Genomic DNA, 21,160 nt, shown 5'->3' with positions numbered 1-21,160 from the left:
GCCGCCATTCCGCCGGTCCGGCTCCGCCCGCGGACCCTTGTGGAAGCGCGCGGGACGTGCTATCGCGGTCACGAACAGCGGGGAGTGCCCCGCCGACGCCGGTCCGTTGTCCCTTACCGTGGACGTGTGATGGACATCCGGTGGCGGCGCGACGTGCGACTGCTCGCGCGCTGCCTGCCGCTCGCGGTGGTCCCGTTGCTGTTGCTGGCGAGTACCTTCCCCGGCCAGTACCGCGTGCCCTGGAGTTACTGGGTGCTTGCCATGCTCGCGAGCGCGCTATTCGTGGTGGGCGATCGGTGGCCGCTGGCCGTCTCGCTGGCACTGTCGATCCTGGCCGTGCCGATGTTCCGCACGCCGGCGTGGGGGTTGTCGGGTTTGGTGCCGTTTCTCGGTGCCGTCGCCCTGGTCGAGGTGGCGATGCGTACCCGGGCGAACTCCCGGGTGGCGCTCGCGGCCGCGTGCTGGGCGCTGGCCGTGGTGCTCGGCCGGTGGGGCAGCCACGAAGCCACCCTGTGGGGCGCGGCCACCGTGGTCGAGGCGGGCACCTATGTCGGGGTGCCGCTGCTGCTCGGGCTGTACCTGCGCGGCCAGCGCGATCTGGCGGCGACCCTGCGCCTGCGCGCCGCCGACGCCGAAAACCGAAGGGCCGAGGCGGAATCGCGCACCCGAGCGGCCGAGCGCGGCGCGATGGCGCGGGAGTTGCACGACCTGATCGCGCACCACATGGCCTCGATCGTGCTGCGCGTCGGCATCGCGCGACACGTCGTCGCCGACCAGGATCCGCGCGTGAACCTGGTCCTCGACGACGTGCGCGAGACCGCCGCCGACGCGCTGGCCGATATCCGCCGGTTGCTCGCCGCGCTGCGCGACCCCGCGCTCGGCGAGGTCGCGCTGGTGGACGCCGAAGCCGTGCGGGCCGAGATCTCGGCGGCGGTGCGCCGGGTCGAGGTGGCCGGATTCGTCGTCGAGGCCGAGATCGCGCCGGAGCTGGCCGGACTCGACGCCATCGGCAGGCTCACGCTGCTGCGGCTGGTGCAGGAGTCGCTCACCAATGTGATGAAGCACGCCGAGCCCGCGGGTTCGGTCCGGGTCGAGGTCCTCCGGCGCGGCGGGGGAATCGCCTTGCGCGTGCGCAGTGGTGTCGGTGTCTCCGGCGCGAAACCGGCCGGTCACGGCATTATCGGCATGCGGGAGCGGGTGGAGCTCGCGGGCGGCACCCTGGCCGTCGGCGCGGCTGGGGGAGGGTGGGAGGTCGACGCCTGGCTGCCCGGGGTCGAGGCGGTGGCGCGATGATCACCGTTTTGCTGGTAGACGATCAGCGGCTGGTCCGGGCCGGGCTGCGCATGCTCATCGAATCCATCCCCGACTTCCGGGTGGTCGGCGAGGCCGCCAACGGAATCGAGGCGATCCGCCTGAACGCCGAACACTCCCCGGACCTCATCCTCATGGATCTGCGCATGCCCGGCCTGGACGGCGTAGCCGCCACCGAACGGATCGTCGCCGCCCGACCGGCGGCAAAAGTATTGGTACTCACCACCTTCGACGACGATGACCACCTCTTCCCCGCCCTCGCCGCGGGCGCGACCGGCTACCTCGTCAAGGACACCGCCCCCGCCGACCTGCTCACCGCCATCCGCCGCACCGCCGACGGCGACCTCCTCTTCTCCCCAACCCTCCTGCGCCGCTTGGTAACCCACGCCATAGCAACCCACCCCACCCCCAAACCCCCAGCCCGCCAACTGAATCTGACCCCCCGCGAACAAGAAGTCCTCACCCTCGTAGCCCAAGGCCTGAGCAACCAAGAAATCGCCACCCACCTCCACCTAGGCCTAACCACCGTCAAAACCCACATAGCCAACCTCATGACCAAAACCGCCTCCGACAACCGAGTCCGCCTAGCCCTCCACGCCCACAACACCCCCTGACCCGCCGCCCGCCGCCTACGTCGACGACCAGGTCCTTGACCTCGTCAGCCGCCGCAGCACGGTTATGGTGGCCAGCGTGCCCAACGAACTCACCACGACCGCGGCCGCGACAATCCTCGGCATCTCCTCGATGAATCTCGTCGAGGACGGAACCTTGCCCGCCCGCGAAGTCGGTTCCCGTACGAGGCTGCTCAGCGAAGACGTCTTCGCCTACAAACAGCGGCAACAAGCCGAGCGCCGCCAGGCCTTCGATGAACTCCGCCGGATCGAAGACGACCTCGGCCTGGTCGATTGACCAAACCCCTTGGGCCTCAGCGTATCTCGCTGCCCACGGAACACGGCATGCCACTGACCCTGGTGGGCGGGCGTGGCGAGATCGGGCGGGGTTATTCGAGGGGGACGGGGCGGGTGTCGGGGCGGGGGCGGCGGGGGGATTCGTTGATTGCTTCGCCGACCATGGCTCGGACTGCGGTGCGCAGGCCGTAGAGGGGGCGGGCGGTGGGGCCGGCGCCGGGGTCTTCGCGGAGTTCTTTGAGGAGGGAGCAGCAGAGGGCGAGCATGACGAGGACGAAGGGGAGGGAGACGAGGATGGTGGCGGTCTGTAGTGAGCTGAGACCGCCTGCGACGAGCAGGACGGCCGCGACCGAGGCCATCAAAACGCCCCAGGTGACGACGAGCCACGAGGGCGGATTGAGGGCGCCGCGGCTGGTGAGCGAGCCCATGACGAGGGAGGCTGAGTCGGCGCTGGTGATGAAGTAGGTCATCACCAGGATCATCGACACCCACGAGGTGACGGTCCCGGCGGGCAGCGCGTCCAGCATGGCGAACAGCGAGGCCTCCGCGTCGCTCGCCTGCGCGGTGAGGTCGGCGACGCCCGTCGCGGACAACCGGATTGCGCTGCCGCCCATGATGCAGAACCACACCACGGTCACCCCGCTCGGCACCAGCAGCACACCGACGAGGAACTCGCGAATCGTGCGCCCGCGCGAGATGCGCGCGATGAATGTGCCGACGAACGGCGCCCACGACAACCACCACGCCCAGTAGAAGATCGTCCACTTGCCGAGCCAGGCGGAGTCGGCGTAGGCGCCGGTGCGGGTGGCCATCGGCAGCAGCTCGGTGAGGTAGTTGCCGATGCTGGACGGAATGCTGTCCAGCACATACACCGTCGGCCCCAGCACGAACACGAACAGCATGAGCAACGCCGCCAGCACGATATTGACCGTGGAGAGCCACTTGACGCCCTTGTGCAGCCCTGAGAACGCCGAGAGAACGAACGCCGCGCTGAGCGAGGCGATGATGATCAGCTGAAGACTCACGGTGTCCGGCGCGTCGGCGGTGAGCTGCAAACCCTTCGCCACCTGCAGCGCACCGAGCCCGAGACTGGTCGCGGTGCCGAAGACGGTGGCGAACACCGCGAGCAGATCGATGGCCTGCCCCGCCCACCCCTGTGCCCGGCGTTCGCCGAGCAGCGGCACGAAGGCGGCGGAGAGCCGATTGCCGCGCCCTTTCCGAAATCCCGCGTACGCCAAGGCAAGTCCGACGATCCCGTAGATCGCCCACGGCGTGAGCGTCCAGTGGAACAGCGAATACTGCAGCGCCGTAGCGGCCGCCGCCGTGGTCTGCGCCGTCACACCCGTGGACGGCGGCGGCGCGACGAAATGCTGTAGCGGCTCGCCGACGCCGTAGAACATCAACCCGATGCCCATCCCCGCGCTGAACATCATCGCGATCCAGGCGAGATTGCTGAATTCTGGTTCGTCGTCGTCTTTTCCGAGCCGGATCCGCCCGTACCGGCTCACCGCGATCACCAGGCACAGGACCAGGAACACGTCGGCCGAGACAACGAACAACCAGTCGAAATTGCCGAGCACCCAGTTCAGCGCGGTCTTCGACGCCGAGTCGAAGCTGTCCTCGCCGAGCGCGGCCCAGGCGACGCCCGCGATCACCGCGGCGCCGCCGATGCCGATGAGGCGCAGATCCGGCCCGGTCGATGTGGTGTCTGTCTCGGTAGCCATCGCAGTCAACTATCGCGGGTAACGAGCGATTAGCCGAGGGGACACGCGGAGCCCGGCGGACTTGTGGCGAGTTCCACCGGGCCGCCCAGACCGGCCCCAAATCGACCGGACGCGCTCCGGAATCTGTACTTTTTGACCAGACCCGCGTCAGTCCGGCGCGGCTCGCCGGCGGGAGGCGGAGGCGCAGACATGTTCACCACGAGGCCGACATTGCGGGGCACCTTCGGGATGGTGTCGTCCACCCACTGGCTGGCGTCGCAGTCCGCGATGGCCGTGCTGGAGGGCGGCGGCAACGCGTTCGACGCGGCCGTCGCCGCGGGTTTCGTGCTGCACGTGGTGGAGCCGCACCTCAACGGCCCCGCGGGCGAGGCACCGATGATCCTCGCGCCGGCCGGTGCGCCGGTGCGCGTGCTGTGCGGACAGGGCCCGGCACCCGCGGGCGCGAGCGCCGCGCACTACCGCGGCCTCGGGCTGGATTTCGTTCCCGGCACCGGACCGCTGGCCGCCGCGGTGCCCGGCGCGTTCGACGCGTGGATGGTGTTGCTGCGTGATTACGGCACAAGGTCTTTGGCCGATCTGCTGCGCTACGCCATCGGGTACGCGCAGGACGGCCACCCGCCCGTTCCCCGAATCCGGATTCAGGTGGAGGAGGTCCGTGAACTCTTCACCGCCGAGTGGACCTCCTCGGCCGAGGTGTACCTGCGCGACGGCGCCGCGCCGACACCCGGTGCGCTGTTTCGCAATCCGGCGCTCGCCCGCACCTGGCGCCGGCTGATCGACGAGGCCGTCGCCGAGGGCGGCGGCGACCGGGTCGCGGAAATCGAGGCGGCCCGGCGCATCTGGCGCACGGGGTTCATCGCCGAGGCGATGCTGCGGCAGTCGGCGCGGCCGACCATGGACACCAGCGGCGAGCGGCACGTCGGCACCCTCACGGCCGCCGATCTGGCCGGCTGGTCGGCGACCTACGAGGAGCCCGCCACCTACGACTGGCGCGGCTGGACGCTGTGCAAGATGGGCCCGTGGAGCCAGGGACCGGTCTTCCTCCAGCAGCTCGCCCTGCTGCCCGACGAACTGCCTGCTTACGGCTCCGCCGAGTACGTCCACCTGCTCATCGAGGGCTGCAAGCTCGCGATGGCCGACCGCGAGGCCTGGTACGGCGACGTGCCGAATGTGCCACTGCCCGAACTGCTTTCGCCGTCCTACAACGCGAGTCGACGAGCGCTGATCGAGGCGAAGGCGTCCTACGCGCTGCGTCCGGGCAGCCCCGACGGGCGCCCGCCGCGGCTCAGCTCACGCATCGGCGGTTCGACGCCGGGCGACGAGGCGGAGGGCGCGGGCGAGCCCTCGCTCGCCAGTAGTGGCGAAACGCGCGGCGACACTTGCCATTTCGACATCGTCGATCAGTGGGGCAACATGATCTCGGCCACGCCGAGCGGCGGTTGGCTGCAATCGAACCCCGTCATCCCCGAGCTCGGCTTCCCGCTCGGCACCCGCCTGCAGATGGCCTGGCTGGACGAGGGCCTGCCCAATACCCTTGTGCCGGGCCACCGTCCGCGCACCACCTTGACGCCGGCGCTCGCACTGCGCGACGGCGTGCCGGTCATGGCCTTCGGCACCCCCGGCGGCGATCAGCAGGACCAGTGGCAGCTGCACTTCTTCCTCTCCGTCGCCTACGGCGGCCTGGACCTGCAAGCCGCGATCGACGCGCCCAACTGGCACAACACCTCGTTCCCCAGCTCGTTCTACCCGCGCGACATGGAGCCGGGCGTAGTCATCCTGGAGTCCAGGATGGACGAGTCGGTCATCGAGGACCTGCGCCGCCGTGGACACGACGTCACCGTCGGCGAGCCGTGGTCGGAGGGCAGGTTGTGCGCCGTCGCACGCGATCCCGAGTCGGGTGTGCTGTCCGCGGCGGCGAATCCGCGCGGTATGCAGGGCTACGCAGTCGGTCGCTGACGCCCACGCGCGGGCCTCGGCGCGGCGGACGCTCACGCGCGGGGTCTTGCAGGCGCGGCGGACGCTCACGCGCGGGGTCTTGCAGGCGCGGCGGACGCTCACGCGCGGGGTCTTGCAGGCGCGGCGGACGCTCACGCGCGGGGTCTTGCAGGCCCGGCTGACGCTCACGCGCGGGGTCTTGCAGGCCCGGCTGACGCCACGCACGGCCCCGCCGACGCCGCGCGCTCCGGTTGTGAAGTGTTCCGAGTCCGAAAACGTTGAGGCCCAGCCTAACTCGGCGGCCCATAAACCTCGAGCTCGCGAAGGCCGGGCCGTGCGCCGGGGCCATCGGCCGTGATGTCCACCCGGATGTAGCGGGCGGACAAGGGGTTAGCAAGCACGCCGGTCACCGGATCGGCGCTGATCCTCGTCCAGGTTCGATCATCGGAGGACACCGAGAGCTCGGCCTTCCCCGGCGGACGTTGCTGCCAGTGTGGAAGCACCCGCCCCACAACGGTTTCCGCTCCGAGGTCGACCGTGACAACCCCTCGGTCGGCGTCGGCCACCCAGCCGGTCGAACTACTCCCGTCGACGGCGGCCTCCGCGTAACGCCCAGGCTCGGCCGAACTAGCGGACACGGACTTGCAGCGCGCGAGATTGTCGGTCGGCAGGAGATCCGGCCGACGCGTCTTGACACTCAATGGCTGCTCGCGACTGACCAACTGCGTGCCCGCCGCGGACTCGACCGGCATCGCCGCACCGTCGCGCAGCGTGATCGTCGCGTCGTCCCGCCCGATCTCGGCGTCGAAAGTCCTTCCCTGCCAATGCATGCCACGAATGCGTAGGCCCGCCCCGAACCGCGGCGGCAGCGTCGGATCGACGCGCACCCGGTCGCCCCGCAGGCGCAGCCCGAGCAGTCCGTTGGTGAAGGTCTGCACGAACCCGCCCGCCGCCGTGACGAACGTGAAGGCGGGCGCGCCCGCCAGCGGGTCCTCGACGCCCGCCTTGTCGCCGCGCGCCTCCGCGAACTGCCCGAACGGGGCCCGCTCGAACGGGCGAACCGCGCGTTCGAGGTAGGTGCCCGTCGCGCAGCCCGGCATGCCGATCGCCGCGGCGTCGATGGCGTGCACCGCGTCGGTCATCGCCGGGCCGTCGGGATCGGTGCGGTCGGCATAGTATTCGAGGATGTTCCGTGAAACCTCCTCCGGCATAGGCCATTCCAGCGGATAGATGAGCATCGCGGTGTCCGCCTGCTTGATCGGCGTTCCGGCGTACCCGTCGTACTGGCTGAATATCCGCCGCGCCTGGTCGAAGGGCATGCGCAGCCGATCGGCGATGGCGGTCCACTCCGGCGGGGCCTGCTCGCGCAGGAGGTCGGCGGCGCGGGCGGCATTGCGCAGGGCCAGCGCCGCCACCGCGTTGGTGTAGGCGCCGTCGTCGACGCCGTTGCTGTATTCGTCAGGGCCGGCGACGTTCTCGATCGAGTAGCTGCCGTCCGGGTTCGGCGTCGCCCGCGAGGCCCAGAACTCGGCCACGCTCCGCATGATCGGCCAGCTACGCCCGCGCAGATAATCGATGTCGCCGGTGGCCAGGTAGTACTGCCAGGCCGCGAGGGAGACATCGCCTTGCAGATGGTTCTGGGTAAGACAGTGCGGGGGATCCCAGCTGTGGCACTCCGCGAGCGCGCCCCGGCTCGCGCTGGTCCACGGATAGAAGGCGCCGCGAAAGCCGAGCTGCCGCGCGTTCGCCTGCGCGGCGGGCAACGTCTTGAACCGATACTGCACAATGGATTTCGCCAGATCGGGGGCGAACTGGAGCAGTCCGGGCAGCATCCAGATGTCCGCGTCCCAGAACACCGCGCCCCCGTAGTTGTCGCTGCTGAGCCCGACGGGCGAGATGCTGTTGTCCTGTTGGGAATTGGTGCTCGAGTACAGCGAATACAACGCGCCGCGGACCCACGTCTGGAAATCGGGATTCGCCGGTACCTCGATATCGCCGCGCCACAGCGCGCGCCAGGCCGCGGCCGTGCCCGCCAGCAGATCCGGCCAGCCTTTGCGCGCCGCCCGCTGGGCCGCGTCCTGGGCCGCCGACACCGGATCCCGGGCGGTGAGCGCGGTGTCGACGCCGACGAATTTGGTTACCGCATAGGACTTTCCGGCTCGCACGGTGAGCCGGTTCTGCTGAGCGACGGTGAGATCGCGCGCCGCGTCGGGCCGCCGCGCGGCTCCGGTGCTGAGCACGGACGCCACCGCGCCGACAACACCGGTGCCGTCGGCGCGGAACCCGACCTTGATGCCGCCCTCGCTCGCGCCGCCGATGGTCTGCGTCATCCGGCGCGCGCCCGCGCCGTCGATCAGATCGGTCACCGCCAGCTCGCCGGACCAGTGCGGGACGGCGGTGAGGCGGACCGCGCCGACATGCTGGTCGACCCGGTCCGCGAGGACGTCGTACACCAGATCGGTCGCCCTGCCGTCGCGGCTGGTCCAGGTGAGCGCGGTGCGCACCAGCCCGCAGCGCAGGTACGCCGTCTGCGAGAAGTCGGTGATCTGCTCGGCCGGCGTGTTCGGGGAGTAGGTGTCCTCGCCGACGCCGACGGTGAGCGCCGACCAGTTCGGCAGCGCCGCAACGACTTCGCGATCTTCGGCCACTCCCGGTGTGTGCCCGTACAGTCCGGCGACGAACGCGCCGTCATAGCGCGGTGTGTAGAGGGGCCAGCCACTCGGCTCGCCGGTCAGCGCGTATCCCGGCCCGCGCGGTGGCACCCGCAGCCCGAGGTAGCCGTTGCCGACGAACGGATGCCGCTCGAACCCGGCATTCACGTCGGTGTTCGTCGCCACCCACCCCGGGGCGGACGAGGCGTCGTCGTCCGGGCATACCGTGGCCGGCGCACCGCGCCGGACGGCGAGGACGATCCCACCCGCCACCAGCGCGACCGCCACGACCAGCGCGACGCCGACCAAGACCCTGGTGCGAGAACGCAATCCGTACCTCCATGGCTGGGCGATCGTGTCGTGCCAGGTCGCGGCCCGTGGTCGGCCGGTGACACCGTCCACGAACGGTTCGATCCTATGATCGACTACGGAACTCGGAGCACGTGATCATGTCCGGGTCATGTCACCGACCGTGAGGGAGCGATTCGCCATGTCCGCCGTGCCCGCCGATCCGACCGTGCTGCATCCCATGCCGGGCCAGAGCCGGGTGGTACTGCTGCGACCGCTGGTGACCTCCCCGCTGATCGAGGTCGGCGACTTCTCCTACTACGACGACCCCGGCGACCCGACCGCCTTCGAGACCAGCAACGTGCTGTACCACTACGGCCCGGAGAAGTTGATCATCGGCAAGTTCTGCGCGCTCGGCGAGGGCGTCCGGTTCATCATGAACGGCGCCAACCATCGGATGGACGGCCCGTCGACCTTCCCCTTCCCGATCATGGGCGGTTCGTGGACCGAACACTTCGACCTGATCACCGGCCTGCCCGGGCGCGGCGACACGGTGATCGGCCACGACGTGTGGTTCGGCTATCGGACGACGGTGATGCCCGGCGTGCGCATCGGCAACGGCGCGATCATCGCCTCGGGATCGGTGGTGGTCGACGACGTTCCCGACTACGGCATCGTCGGCGGCAACCCGGCGAAGCTCCTCCGCCGCCGCTACAGCGACGAGGACGTCGAGCGACTGCTCGCCATCGCCTGGTGGGACTGGCCGCTCGAGCACCTGACCGCGCACCTCCGCACGATCATGTCCGGCAGCGTCGACGAACTGGCGGCCGCGGCCCCCGAGTGACTACGGCGTCGCGGTGCGGGCGTCCGGGTCGAAGCCGCCGGGGATCTCGTAGACCACGCCGGTGAAGGTGGCGCCGAAGAGACGGCCCGCCGAGAAGCCGGTCGTGCCGCGGCCGTAGGTGAGCACGCTCGTCATCGGGTTGCCGCCGCCGAGAACGCAGTACTGGTTCGGCGCGTCGATCCGGATGACCTGGCCCGCGGTATTGAGCGGGACCACGGGGCGGTCCAGGGAGTCCAGGGTCAGGCCGTCCGGTGCGGCGAGCGCGTCGGCGCCGCCGAGGTCGAGCAGCGACTGGGGCGCGCCGGGGTTCGCGGTCGGTATCCGGCTCACGCCGGGGTTGACGAATGTGCGTGAGACATAGAGGTATTCGTCGTCGTTACCGAGGACCGCGCCGTTCGCGCTCGGGAACGTCGCCCAATCCGCCTGCACCACACCGTTCGGGTAGACCCGGCCCACGAGGTTGCCGAAATCGTTGGTGGCGTAGACGGTTCCGTCCCGGGCGACATCCATGCCGTTGGTGGCGCTGAGACCCGCCGCGAACGGTCGCACCGCCCCGGTGTCCGGATCGAGTTCGATGATCCCGGCGTGACGCAGCGCGTCGCCCGCGAACGACCGCGCGTCCGCGCCGTAGCCGACCAGGAGTTTGTCGTCCGGTGTCCAGGTGAGCGCGCCGCCACCGCCGCTCGGGACCGTCGCGATGGGCACCGGCGCCGCGCCCGGCGCGTCGATCCGATAGACCCGGCCGGTCACCAGGTCCGTCGTATAGGCCCGCCCGCGCGCGTCGACGGTCAGCCCCTCCAGCGCACCGGGCAGCGTGGCGGCCACCACCGTCGGCTGGCCCGCCCCGCCGCACACCGGCGCCGCGCTGGCGGCGGGCGCGGCGATCGCCGATATCGCGGCGAGCGTCGACGCCGCCGCGGCGACCATTGCCTTGTTCCTGCTGACCATTGCACACCTCGACTGTCTCGATTAGGCGCTATTCGCCGCCCCGGCACGCGAATCGCCTCGTCGAACTCGGGAATCCACTGCAGTATGCGCCCGCGGCGGTGGAGATCCCCGCACATCCGCGCCGTGGGCGTGCCACGGGTAATACTTGCGAGACGATCAGCGCCGCACCGGATTTCCGGTCGGCCGGGTTAGGCTTGCCGTTCGGCGGCGGCGACGGGCGTCGCCGGTGCGAAGGGATGCGGGATGAGTGACGAGCTGGAGACGCCGCCGTTCGCGGAGGTCATCAATGGGGCGCTGGAGTTCACCATTCCGGTCGCGCATCGGATGGGCGTGACGGCGCTCGAGGTGCGGCCGGGTTTCGCGGCGACCATGGTGCCTATCGAGGGCAACGGGAACCACTTCGGCGCGATGTACGCCGGCGTGCTGTTCACGGTGGCGGAGATCCTCGGCGGCGCGATCGCGATCGCCACCTTCGACAACTCCGAGTTCTACCCGCTCGTCAAGGACCTGCACGTGTACTTCCGCAAGCCCGCGAAGACCGACGTGCGGGCCGAGGCGAGTCTGCCGCCCGAGGAGATCGCGCGCATCACCGAGGAGGCCGCGGCCAAGGGGAAGTCGGACTTCACCCTGCGGGCCGTGGTCACCGATGCCGACGGTGTGGTGGTCGCGGAGACCGAAGGGTGTTATCAACTGCGGGCGCACGGTAGGTAACGGCGGACCTCGTCGTCTCGGCCGCGAGGTCACCTCGGCATCCCGCTGAGGGGGACGCCGAGCCTTCGGCGTGCGACCGGCACCACAATTTCGCAGTGATCTCGGGCACATAACGTAACAATCACCGTGCTCGCACCCGATTCTTTTCGCCTGCTCGAGGCGCGGAAATGCGATAACCCTCGACCGTCGCTTCAGGTTATCGGTTCGTGATCAGTGCGTGATCTGTCGCGACTTCTTCGTTATCGTCGCTGAGGCCCGATCAATGACGGGCACGAACTCGATCCGCTGAATGCCGGTGACCCTGCCCCGCGGTTCGAGAATCCCCGACCTACCTGGGGGCAGGGGCACGGAGAGTACGACCCGTGCCGGTGGGCGCAGGCAGGAATTCACATGTCGCATAATCGCAAGTTCAACACCCGTGTCCTCGGTTTCACCGCTGCCCTCGGCGCGCTCGTGGCCATCCCGTTCGGCCTCTCCACCGCCACCGCGTCGGCCCACGACTGGGACGCCGTCGCACAGTGCGAGAGCGGCGGCGACTGGGGCATCGACACCGGCAACGGCTTCTCCGGCGGCCTGCAGTTCACGCCGAGCACCTGGGCCGCCAACGGCGGCGAGGGCGACCCGAGCAACGCGAGCCGGGCCGAGCAGATCCGCGTCGCGGAGAACGTGCTCGCCACCCAGGGCCCCGGCGCGTGGCCCGTCTGCGGCGCCTACCTCTAAGGCTTCGACCGGCGTCCACCGCACATGCGGTGGGCGCCGAATCGTTTCCTGGCGCTTGCGCGGACCTCGATCACGTCGGTTCCGCGTTTATTCTCGAGGTCGAATTCTTTCGGCTTCAATTCAATCGGGATGTGCACTGAGCTATTGCACAGATATCTCGAATCAGTCTGTGATCGCATCCGGCCATCGGTAGGTTCGACGGCGTCCAGCGTCTAGCGCGGGATGGCCGAGGGCAGCGGGTGATCCGGCTCCAGCGCGGGCAGGCCGTCGACGCTGGTCGCGTTGTCGCCGACGATGCGACGGGCGAAGTCGTCGTCGGTGCGGCGGCCGTGCAGCGCGTCGAGCACGGGGCGCTCGTCGACCAGCTCCAGATAGGGGACCGAGTATCCGCAGGAGTCGGCGATGCGGTCGATCTCGATCACGATGGCCGCGCGCAGGCCGGGATGCTGCAGGCCGAAATGCGGTCGCAGAGCGTCGAACTCGGCGGAGTCGGGGCGGACCACGCGGCCGGTGCCGAAGAGCCGCAGTATCTTCGACGTGCGGTCGAACGAGCAGAACATCACGGTGATGCGGCCGTTGTCGCGCAGGTGCGCGATGGTCTCCGCGCCGCTGCCGTAGAGGTCCAGGTAGGCGACGGTGTGATCGTCGAGGATGGCGAAGGTGTCGCGGTAACCCTTGGGGGACAGGTTGACCCGTCCGCCCTCGGTCGGTGCGGTCGCCACGAAGAACATCGGCTGCTTGCCGATGAACTTGCGTAGCGCGTCGTCCAGATGCGAGAAAACCTTCGCCATCGGTATTCCTTCCCCGATTCGTCCCATGACGGGAGTGCGCGTCGAGCGTAACGCCGGGTGCAGGTCTCGATGAGCGGCTGAGGGACTTATCACTCGCGCTCGCGGTATGCCGTCAGGCCCGCCAGAGCTGGTCGCCCGCCCGCGAGATCACGATGTTCGGCACCACCGCGTTGCGCGACAGCCGGGTGATCGCGAGGACCATCTCGGCGATGTCGCCCGTGGTCAGCATCGCCGACGGGTCGAGCACGTCGCGTTTCCACGCGGTCATGTCGGTGTCGACGTAGCCGGGGGAGATGGCCGTGGCGCTGACCCCGACGGCCGACTCCTCCAGCGAGATGGCCTCGCAGAGCGAGATCAAGGCGGCCTTGGTCGCACCGTAGGCCGCCAGGCCGGCCTCGCCCGCGACGCCCGTGATGGACGCGAGCGCCACGATCTTCGCGCCGCGCCGCGGGTCGTCCTCGGCGCTCTTGCGCAGCAGCGGAAGCGCGGCCTGGATTAGGGCGATGGGTCCGCGGAAGTTCACGTCGAGCATGCGCTCGTAGGTCTTCTCCGGCATATCGGCGACGGTGCCCGCGGTGCCGGTGCCCGCGCTGAGCACGAGCGCGTGCAGGTCGCCGAAGCGGTCGGCGTGCGCCTGGACCAGGGCGCGCACCTGGTCCAGGTCGTTCATCCGGGCGACGACCGGATTCACCTCCGCACCGGTCTCGTCGGCCAGCCGGGCCGCCGTCTCGGCGAGTGAGTCCGCGTTCCTGGCGGCGATCGTCAGCCGGTAACCCTCCTCGGCCAGGCGGCGCGCCACCTCGGCGCCGATGCCGCGCGAGCCGCCGGTCACCAGCGCGCTGCGTGCGCTCATGCGAGCATCTCCAGTCCGGCGTCGAGCAGCAGCGGCACGGCCCCGCCGATGGTGGCGAAGCCCTCACCCACCGTCTTGCCCGCGAGGAACCGCTGGTGGATGCCCTCCGCGATGACCGCGAGCTTGAAGTAGCCGAGCGCACGATAGAAGGGCAGTCGCGCCAAGGAGTAACCGGTCGCGGCGGCGTAGCGTTCGGCGACCTCGTCGACGGAGAGGAAGCCCGGGTTGGCGCTCGGCGCGTGCCGGACGCCGAGCACGGGCTCGCAGCGGTCGTCCCAATAGACTTGCAGCAGGCCGAGATCGGCGAGCGGGTCGCCGAGGGTGGCCATCTCCCAGTCCACCACGGCGGCGATCCGGCCGAAGTCGTCTCGGTCGACGATCGTGTTGTCCAGGCGGTAGTCGCCGTGCACGATCGTCTCGGCCGTTTGCTCGGGCAACGCGGTTCCGAGGGCTTCGGTGAGCCGGTCCAAGGCGTCGATCTCGCGGGTGGCCACCCGGTCCCACTGGCCGCGCCAGCGTTTCACCTGGCGGGCCAAATAGCCTGCCGGGCGGCCGAATTCGGCGAGTCCGACGGCGGTGTAGTTGACCGCGTGCAGTGCGGCCAGCGTGTCGATGAGCGCCTCCGAGCACGCGCGCGCCTGCTCGGCGGTCAGCGCGGCGGTCTGGTCGCCGTCCTGCAGAACGTGGCCGTCCACGAAGGAGACGACGGCGAACGGCACGCCGATCACCTCGGTGTCCTCACAGAGCGCGACGGCTTGCGCGACAGGGACATTCGTCTCGCGCAGGGCCGCGACGATGCGGTACTCGCGGGCCATGTCGTGCGCGGTCGGGGTGAGCGGGCCGAGCGGCGGGCGGCGCAGCACCCAGTCGTTCGTGCCGTCGGTGAGCCGGTAGGTGAGGTTGGATTTGCCGCCCGCGAGCAGCGACGCGGTCAGCGGCCCCGCGGTCTGCGGGACGTTGGCCTCGAAATACCGTTGCAGCGCGGGCAGATCGAGTCCGGCAAGTGCCGCCGTCATCGGTTCGCCTCCTCGAGGGTCCGGCTCCGTTCGGCGGGAGCACGTGTCGGGAAGGTTGTCATCCTAGGCGCTCGATAATGGTGGCGTTGGCCAATCCGCCTGCCTCGCACATGGTTTGCAGGGCGTACCGGCCGCCGGTCTGCTCCAGATGGTTGACCATGGTGGCCAGGATGCGGGTGCCGGAGGCGCCGAGCGGATGGCCGAGGGCGATCGCGCCGCCGCGCGGGTTAAGCCTGGCCGGATCGGCGCCGAGTTCGTGCTGCCACACCAGCGGGACCGGCGCGAACGCCTCGTTCACCTCGTAGGCGTCGATGTCGTCGATGCCGAGACCCGCGCGCTCCAAGACCTTTCGGGTCGCCGGGATCACCGCGGTGAGCATGAGCAGCGGGTCGTCGCCGACCACCGCGAACGAATGGAACCTCGCGCGAGGGCGCAGGCCAAGCTTGTTCGCCGCCTCCTCGCTCATGATGAGCGCGGCCGACGCGCCGTCGGTGAGCGGGGAGGAGTTGCCCGGCGTGATCGACCATTCGATCTCCGGGAACCGGGCGGTGAACCGCTCGTCCACGAACGCGGGCTTCAACCCCGCCAGGCCCTCGGCGGTGGTGCTGGGCCGGATGGTCTCGTCCGCGGTCAAGGTGCCCGCGGCGACCAGCTCGTTCGCGAAGCCACCCGCGGCGGCCGTGGCGGCGGCCAGCCGGTGCGAGCGCGCGGCGAACTCGTCCAGCGTCGCGCGGTCGAACTTCCACCGCGCGCTGATCACCTCCGCCGCGATCCCTTGCTGCACAAGCCCTTCCGGGTACCGATGGGCCAGGGGGCCTTGATTCGGATCCTTGCCCTGCGCGTTCGAGAACATCGGCGCGCGGCTCATCGACTCCACGCCGCAGGCGATCGCGATGTCGTACGCGCCCGAGAGCACGCCCTGCGCCGCGAAGTGCGCGGCCTGCTGACTCGACCCGCACTGCCGATCCACCGTCGTAGCCGGCACCGACTCCGGAAAGCCCGCGGCCAACGCCGCCGTCCGGCTGATATTGAAAGCCTGCTCCCCACTCTGCGTCACACACCCCCCGACCACATCGTCCACCAACCCCGGATCCAGCTCATTACGCGCCACCAACTCACCCAGCACCCCCGCGAGCAGCGTCGCCGGATGCACCCCCGACAACCCACCCCCAACTTTCCCCTTACCCGACGGGGTACGGACGACATCAACGATGACGGCGGACCTCATAGCCCTCTCCGATCAGCTAAGTTAGTTGCGATTCTCCCCTAAGTTAACACGGATTCGCGCCGCGCCGACATCGGACAGCCGGTCTTTCGCAGAGCTGCCCAGCGAATGACGAAGGCAGCTCCGGCCTCGGTCGGAGACCGGATCCGATCGGCACGGCGATCGGCGTGACATCGTGGCGGGTGCTCGTCATGGCGCGAAGAGTGCCACCGGGCACCGACAGGTTTCGGTCGCACGGGCGAGGTTCGGGGAGGCACGCCGGAGCACTTCGCATACGGATTGTGGTGTGGTTTGAGCGCAGTGACCGGTGGTCGTGGGCCAAGGCGAGAATTACGCCGGATACGTGTGTGTTTCGGTGGCTTTCACGGCGGCCCATAGTTCTAGGGCGGGGTGGAGGTGGAGGTCGGCTACGGTGGCGGGGGTTACGTCGGCGAGGACGGGTGGGGTGCCGTCCAGGCGGAGGCGGATGGTGTGGGCGTGCTGTTCGATGGCGGCGATGGTGACGGGCCAGGTGTTGCGGGGGCTGCCGGTGGGGTGGTCGAGGTGGAGGCTGACGGCGGTGGGGGGGAAGGCGATGTGGACCGGGCCCGTGGCGGGCTCGGCGACGGTGAGGGTGCCGCCGGTGTCGAGGTCGACGGTGGTGCCGTGGGCGGTGCCGCGATAGAGGTTGAGTCCGACGAGGTTCGCGACGTAGTCCGAGCGCGGTCGTCGGGCCACCTCGCTCGGGGTGCCCTCCTGGACGACGACGCCGTCTTCGAGGATGACCAGGCGGTCGGCCAGCACCATGGCGTCGAGCGGGTCGTGGGTGACCAGCACGGTGTGGCCGGGGTAGTCGGCGAGATGATGCGACAGGTCGGAGCGCACCCGCAGGCGCGTGCTCGCGTCGAGCGCGGCCAGTGGTTCATCGAGCAGCAATAGCGCAGGATCGGTGGCGAGGGCGCGGGCGAGGGCGACGCGCTGGGCCTGCCCTCCGGACAACGCACGCGGTTTGGCGTGCAGATGGTCGGCGAGCCCGACGCGGTCCAGCCATTCGGCGGCGCGATCGCGCGCGGCGGCCCGGCGATGGCCGCGGGCGCGCAGACCGAACGCGACATTGTCCAGCGCGCTCAGGTGTCCGAACAGGAGGTAGTCCTGGAAAACCACGCCGACCTCGCGTCGCTCGGCGGGCACGAACACCTTCGGCGGTGCGTCCCAAGTCTTTTCATCGATCCGGAGCGAACCCTCGGTGAGCGGCGTCAGCCCGGCCAGCGCCCGCAGCGCGGTGGTCTTGCCCGCCCCGTTGGGCCCGAGCAGCGCGACGACTTCCCCTCGCGCCACGGACAATTGAACATCGAGCGCGAAACTCCCACGCGCCACCCGCAATTCGGCGAAAACGGTCATACCGCTCCCCGAATCCACCGCTCCCGCAACGCCACCAACACCGCGACCGACACCGTGAGCAACACCAGGCTGAGCACGATCGCATCCGCCGGATCGGACTCCAGCGCCAGATACACCGTCAGCGGCATGGTGGTCGTCTGCCCGGGGAAGTTGCCGGCGAAGGTGATCGTCGCGCCGAACTCGCCCAAAGCCCTTGCCCAGCACAGCACCCCGCCCGCCACGACCCCGGGCAGCACCGAGGGCAGCGTCACCCGCCGAAAGGTCAGCCACCGCGACGCCCCCAAGGTCGCGGCCGCCTCCTCGAAGCGGGGATCCGCCGCCCGCAGCGCGCCCTCGACCGAGATCACCAGAAAGGGCATGGCGACAAAGGCTTCCGCGACGACCACGCCCGCCGTGGTGAAAGGCAGTGAGACGCCGAACCATTCGTACAGGTAGCGGCCGAACAGCCCACGCCTGCCGAGCACGAGCAGCAGCGCGACGCCGCCGACCACGGGCGGCAGTACCAGCGGCACCGTGACCAGCGCCCGCAATACCCCGCGCCCCGGCACGTCGCCGCGCGCGAGCAACCACGCCAGCGGCACCCCGAACACCAGGCAGAGCACCGTCGCGAGGCTCGCGCATGCCAGCGAAAGCCGAAGGGCCTGACCGACTTCGGCGTTGAGCAGCCGATCCGGCAGGTCGCGCCACGGCGTCCGCCACAGCAGCCCGATCAACGGAACGAGCAGAAAGGCGAGCGCACACAGCGCGGGCAGCACCAGAACGAGCGGTCGCCGTCCCCGCGCTGCCCGCCGCCGCGGCACCCGCGTCACGGCGCGTCGAATCCCGCCCCGGCGAACACCGCGCGCGCCTGATCGGAGCGCACGAAGTCGACGAATGCCGCCGCGGCGGTCGCGTTCGGCGCGTGCGCCAGCGGCGCGACGGGGTAGTCGTTGACGGCCTGGGCCGCCTCGGCGAAGTCGATGCCCTCCACCTGATCGCCGGCGGCCTTGACGTCGGTGCGGTATACCAGCGCCGCGTCGACCTCGCCGAGCTTGACCTTGGTGAGCACCGCCTTCACGTCGGCCTCGCGGGTATCGGGCTTCGGGTCGACGCCCGCCGCCGCGAACACCGTCTTGGCGGCCGCGCCGCACGGCACCTGCTCGGCGCACAGTGCGATCTTCGGCTCGGCCTTGCCGAAGTCGGCCAGGCCGGTGATGTGGGCGGGGTTGCCCTTCGGTACCGCGATCTCCAGGCGGTTGCGCACGAAGGTGACGGGTGCGACGGTCACTTCGCCCTTGTCCCGCACCTGCTGCATGTTCTTCGGCGCGGCGGAGGCGAAGACGTCGGCGGGCGCGCCCTGGTTGATCTGCTCGGCCAGCGCCGAGCTGGCCCCGAAGCTGTAGACCACTTCGACGCCCGGATGCGCGGCCTCGAACTGCTTGCCGAGTTCGGTGAAGGTCTCCGTGAGCGAGGCCGCGGCGAACACCGTGACGGTGCCGCCGAGCTCACCGCCGCCCGAGGGCGCCGCCTTGTCGTCGGAGCAGCCGGCCAGGGCCAGCGCGGCCAAGCCCGCGACCGCGGTCATGCTCAGCGAACGAATCCTTCTCGACCTCATCAGCTCTCCGGAATCTCGACCACGACGTGTGTCGACTTGACGGAGGCCACCGCGACGCTGCCGACCTCGAGCCCGAGCTCGTCGACCGACTCCCGGCTCAGCAGCGACACCAGCCGGAACGGCCCGGCCTGCATCTCGACCTGGGCCATCACGGTGTCCTTGAGCACCCGCGTCACGATGCCGCGCATGCGATTGCGGGCGGACGCGGCGACGGTGACGCCCGGCTCCGGGGTCTCCGCGTTGGCCTGCAGAAACTCGGCCAGCTCGCGGCCGCGCACCCCCTTGCGCCCGTTGCCGAGCTGAATCGCGGTCAGCTTGCCCTGATCGATCCACCGCCGCACGGTGTCATCGCTGACACCGGCCAGCACAGCCACCTCGCTGATCCGCAAATTCGACACGAAGAGGAGTTTATTTCCGTATCTGCGGAAAGCAAGGGGCAATCGTCCGGGCTGAGCACGTCCACGAGGTCGTCGCCGGTCCCTCCGAGAAGGAGCAGGTTAGACCGCGCCGCGGCAGGGACGGGCCGACCGTTTTCTCCGGTATGTGCCTGTTGTGATTGTTGTGGCTGATTTCCGGTGAACTGTCTCACAAGCGCCGCTACGCGGACCCGTTCCCCGATTTCCTATTGCGAGGCCGAAATCACTGTGGGGCACGCCCTTTCGCGTCGTATCCGCGAAAAATGATCCCGCCCATTACGTCACCGGCACGGCCCGAGCACTCCGCGCGATCATTACATTGGAAGGGATTTCGCAGTCCCATCTGATGGAGGAATTTCGGTGCCGATTATCGATCTGGGTTCGTCCGCGTTGAATCTCGCGAACGTCGTGACGTCCATCGCCGCCAACATCACCTACCTGTTGCAGGCCTGGCACGTCATCTAGTCGACGCCGTGACCCGGCGGCACCGAGGCCTCGGCCGCCGGGCACAGGCGATGGATCGTCAGCGCCGCCGCGAGCAGGCGCGAGTCGTACGGCTCGGCCGGATCGATGCCGGTGAGTTCCGCGATGCGGCGCAGGCGATAGCTGAACGTATTGGGGTGGACGTGAATCTCGGCGGCCGCCGCCTTGCGATCGGGGCCGTGGCGCAGGTGCGCGTCCAAAGCCTCGATCAGATGAGGGCTCGACAGGATCGGCGCGATCCGCTCGACCAGCCGCTCGCGCGCCGGACCGGGCCTGGTCAGCTGATGTTCCAGCAGCAGGTCGTCTAGTCGATAGACGCCGGGCGGCTTCCCGAGCAGACGCGCCAGTTCGGCGAGATCGGTTGCCTCACGCGCGGTCTCGGGTAAGTCTGCCCTGGCGACCGCGCGATACTCGGCGATGAATACCGCGACCCCGAACTGCTCGGCGAGTTCCTCGGCCAGCCGCTCGTACCGCCGATCGGCGGCTTCAGCCTCGGCCACGTTGGGCAGCAACGCGATTCCGGTCGACCCGTCGAAGGTGGCGAGCGCCGTGGTGCCCGCGCGGGCGTCCAGCGCACGCTGCAGGATTCTGATCCGCCGCCTGCTGATCAGGGTGGCGACGGTGCTCGGTCGCTCATCGTGCCGAATATGGATGGCCAGCACGGTGTATCGCTCGGCCAGCGCGGTATCCGCCCGCGCGGCAAGCTCTTCCGCGGGCAACCCGCCGAGTAGTGCGGCGCACAGCGCGCGCCGGGCCTCCCGCTCCGCGTGGTAGATGGACTGCTCGACCTCGGTATAGGTCTCGACGACGGTGACATTGATGTGCATCAGCAGGTCGAGCAGCCTGCCGCCGATGACGGTCAGTTCGTGCGACTCGGCGGGCTCGGCCAGCGCCACGGCCTCCTGCAGCAGCGATTGCGCGGAGCCGTGGATGGCCTCGATCAACAGCGGCAACGGAATTCGGTCCTCGGCGTGCCGCTGCGCCACCGGTCCGGCGAACGCCGCGACCTCGGCCCTGCTGAACGCGCGCTCCTCGCCGATGGCCTGCAGCACGGCCCGGCCGCACGCGTAGATGGCGGGCAGCACCTCGGCGGTGAAGTGCCCCTCGGGCAGATCCGCGGCGGGCGGGGTGGCGCCGAGGCCCGCGGCCAGCATCCGTTCGGAGATCTGCGGCCAGCGGGTGAGCAGCCGGGCGACCAGCGGTGCGGCGCCGGTCGGCGGCGAAAGGGCCAGGGACATGGGCCGATTGTTTCCAACGACAGGTCGTCCGGGCAAGGTAACCGGCGCATCGGTGCGAACTTTGTCGCCGACGACAACTCACCGATCGAATACTTCTCCCCGGCGTGCAGTGACAGCGCCCAGC

Annotated in this window: 18 protein-coding genes and 1 pseudogene; 7 read left to right on the top strand and 12 right to left on the bottom strand. The window is 69.7% G+C overall.

All coding sequences use genetic code 11. From position 1 onward, the window contains the following. Positions 1–129: 129 nt before the first annotated feature. The 3 genes from ON39_RS24170 to ON39_RS24160 all read left to right on the top strand — a co-directional run bounded on the left by ON39_RS24170 (position 130) and on the right by ON39_RS24160 (position 2,220). Positions 130–1,293: a sensor histidine kinase gene (locus ON39_RS24170; RefSeq protein WP_040737758.1), complete on the top strand. Its 1,164-nt coding sequence runs from the start codon at positions 130–132 to the stop codon at positions 1,291–1,293. Then, positions 1,290–1,925: a response regulator gene (locus ON39_RS24165; RefSeq protein ID WP_040737757.1), complete on the top strand. Its 636-nt coding sequence runs from the start codon at positions 1,290–1,292 to the stop codon at positions 1,923–1,925. Before ON39_RS24170 ends, ON39_RS24165 begins: the two co-directional genes overlap by 4 nt. A gap of 76 nt (positions 1,926–2,001) precedes the next feature. After that, positions 2,002–2,220, top strand: coding sequence for a helix-turn-helix domain-containing protein (locus ON39_RS24160; protein ID WP_146251164.1), 219 nt, complete (start codon positions 2,002–2,004; stop codon positions 2,218–2,220). 91 nt (positions 2,221–2,311) lie between these two features. Here ON39_RS24160 and ON39_RS24155 read toward each other — a convergent pair whose 3' ends face one another. After that, positions 2,312–3,943: a BCCT family transporter gene (locus ON39_RS24155; protein WP_040737756.1), complete on the bottom strand. Its 1,632-nt coding sequence runs from the start codon at positions 3,941–3,943 to the stop codon at positions 2,312–2,314. A 189-nt stretch (positions 3,944–4,132) separates the two neighbouring features. On the opposite strand from ON39_RS24155, the gene ON39_RS24150 reads away from it, so the two are divergent. Continuing rightward, positions 4,133–5,899 carry a gamma-glutamyltransferase family protein gene (locus ON39_RS24150; protein ID WP_040737755.1) on the top strand — a complete coding sequence of 589 codons (1,767 nt, stop codon included), beginning with the start codon at positions 4,133–4,135 and terminating at the stop codon, positions 5,897–5,899. Positions 5,900–6,168: 269 nt separating this feature from the next. On the opposite strand, the gene ON39_RS24145 is transcribed toward ON39_RS24150, so the two are convergent. After that, positions 6,169–8,931, bottom strand: a complete 2,763-nt coding sequence (locus ON39_RS24145; RefSeq protein ID WP_246002946.1) for a discoidin domain-containing protein — start codon at positions 8,929–8,931, stop codon at positions 6,169–6,171. Positions 8,932–9,019: 88 nt separating this feature from the next. On the opposite strand from ON39_RS24145, the gene ON39_RS24140 reads away from it, so the two are divergent. Continuing rightward, complete coding sequence (locus ON39_RS24140) at positions 9,020–9,661, top strand: CatB-related O-acetyltransferase (RefSeq protein ID WP_040737773.1); 642 nt, start codon at positions 9,020–9,022, stop codon at positions 9,659–9,661. On the opposite strand, the gene ON39_RS24135 is transcribed toward ON39_RS24140, so the two are convergent. Continuing rightward, positions 9,662–10,609 (bottom strand): SMP-30/gluconolactonase/LRE family protein, encoded by a 948-nt coding sequence (locus ON39_RS24135; protein WP_040737754.1) that lies wholly within the window; start codon positions 10,607–10,609, stop codon positions 9,662–9,664. A 243-nt stretch (positions 10,610–10,852) separates the two neighbouring features. Here ON39_RS24135 and ON39_RS24130 point away from each other — a divergent pair, with 243 nt between their 5' ends. Both ON39_RS24130 and ON39_RS24125 read left to right on the top strand, forming a co-directional pair. Beyond that, entirely contained in the window at positions 10,853–11,320 is a 468-nt protein-coding gene (locus tag ON39_RS24130) for a PaaI family thioesterase (RefSeq protein WP_040737753.1), read from the top strand. Positions 11,321–11,710: 390 nt separating this feature from the next. Then, positions 11,711–12,037, top strand: a pseudogene (locus ON39_RS24125) (transglycosylase family protein); the annotation flags it as partial. Positions 12,038–12,252: 215 nt separating this feature from the next. Here the strand turns inward: ON39_RS24125 and ON39_RS24120 are convergent. The 9 genes from ON39_RS24120 to ON39_RS24080 all read right to left on the bottom strand — a co-directional run bounded on the left by ON39_RS24120 (position 12,253) and on the right by ON39_RS24080 (position 21,036). Then, positions 12,253–12,831 carry a pyridoxamine 5'-phosphate oxidase family protein gene (locus tag ON39_RS24120; protein ID WP_040737751.1) on the bottom strand — a complete coding sequence of 193 codons (579 nt, stop codon included), beginning with the start codon at positions 12,829–12,831 and terminating at the stop codon, positions 12,253–12,255. 112 nt (positions 12,832–12,943) lie between these two features. Next, entirely contained in the window at positions 12,944–13,684 is a 741-nt protein-coding gene (locus ON39_RS24115) for an SDR family NAD(P)-dependent oxidoreductase (protein WP_040737750.1), read from the bottom strand. Next, on the bottom strand, positions 13,681–14,700 hold the full coding sequence (locus tag ON39_RS24110; protein WP_040737749.1) for a phosphotransferase family protein: 1,020 nt from the start codon (positions 14,698–14,700) through the stop codon (positions 13,681–13,683). The genes ON39_RS24115 and ON39_RS24110 overlap by 4 nt, the downstream gene beginning before the upstream one ends. Before the next feature lie 58 nt (positions 14,701–14,758). Then, positions 14,759–15,928, bottom strand: a complete 1,170-nt coding sequence (locus tag ON39_RS24105; RefSeq protein ID WP_040737748.1) for a thiolase family protein — start codon at positions 15,926–15,928, stop codon at positions 14,759–14,761. 327 nt (positions 15,929–16,255) lie between these two features. Then, a complete protein-coding gene (locus tag ON39_RS24100) occupies positions 16,256–17,305 on the bottom strand; it encodes an ABC transporter ATP-binding protein (RefSeq protein ID WP_040737747.1) in 1,050 nt (349 codons plus the stop codon). Then, positions 17,302–18,114: a molybdate ABC transporter permease subunit gene (gene modB / locus ON39_RS24095; RefSeq protein WP_040737746.1), complete on the bottom strand. Its 813-nt coding sequence runs from the start codon at positions 18,112–18,114 to the stop codon at positions 17,302–17,304. The genes ON39_RS24100 and modB overlap by 4 nt, the downstream gene beginning before the upstream one ends. Then, positions 18,111–18,869: a molybdate ABC transporter substrate-binding protein gene (gene modA, locus ON39_RS24090; RefSeq protein WP_040737745.1), complete on the bottom strand. Its 759-nt coding sequence runs from the start codon at positions 18,867–18,869 to the stop codon at positions 18,111–18,113. Before modA ends, modB begins: the two co-directional genes overlap by 4 nt. A gap of 29 nt (positions 18,870–18,898) precedes the next feature. Then, a complete protein-coding gene (locus ON39_RS24085) occupies positions 18,899–19,297 on the bottom strand; it encodes a TOBE domain-containing protein (protein WP_040737744.1) in 399 nt (132 codons plus the stop codon). A 479-nt stretch (positions 19,298–19,776) separates the two neighbouring features. Beyond that, positions 19,777–21,036, bottom strand: a complete 1,260-nt coding sequence (locus ON39_RS24080; RefSeq protein WP_040737743.1) for a PucR family transcriptional regulator — start codon at positions 21,034–21,036, stop codon at positions 19,777–19,779. Positions 21,037–21,160: the final 124 nt, after the last annotated feature.

Origin of the sequence: Nocardia tenerifensis NBRC 101015, assembly GCF_000308715.1 — a bacterium.
Lineage (GTDB): Bacteria > Actinomycetota > Actinomycetes > Mycobacteriales > Mycobacteriaceae > Nocardia > Nocardia tenerifensis.
Note: the sequence above shows the minus strand (reverse complement) of the source record. Positions and strands in the feature narration are given on the sequence as shown.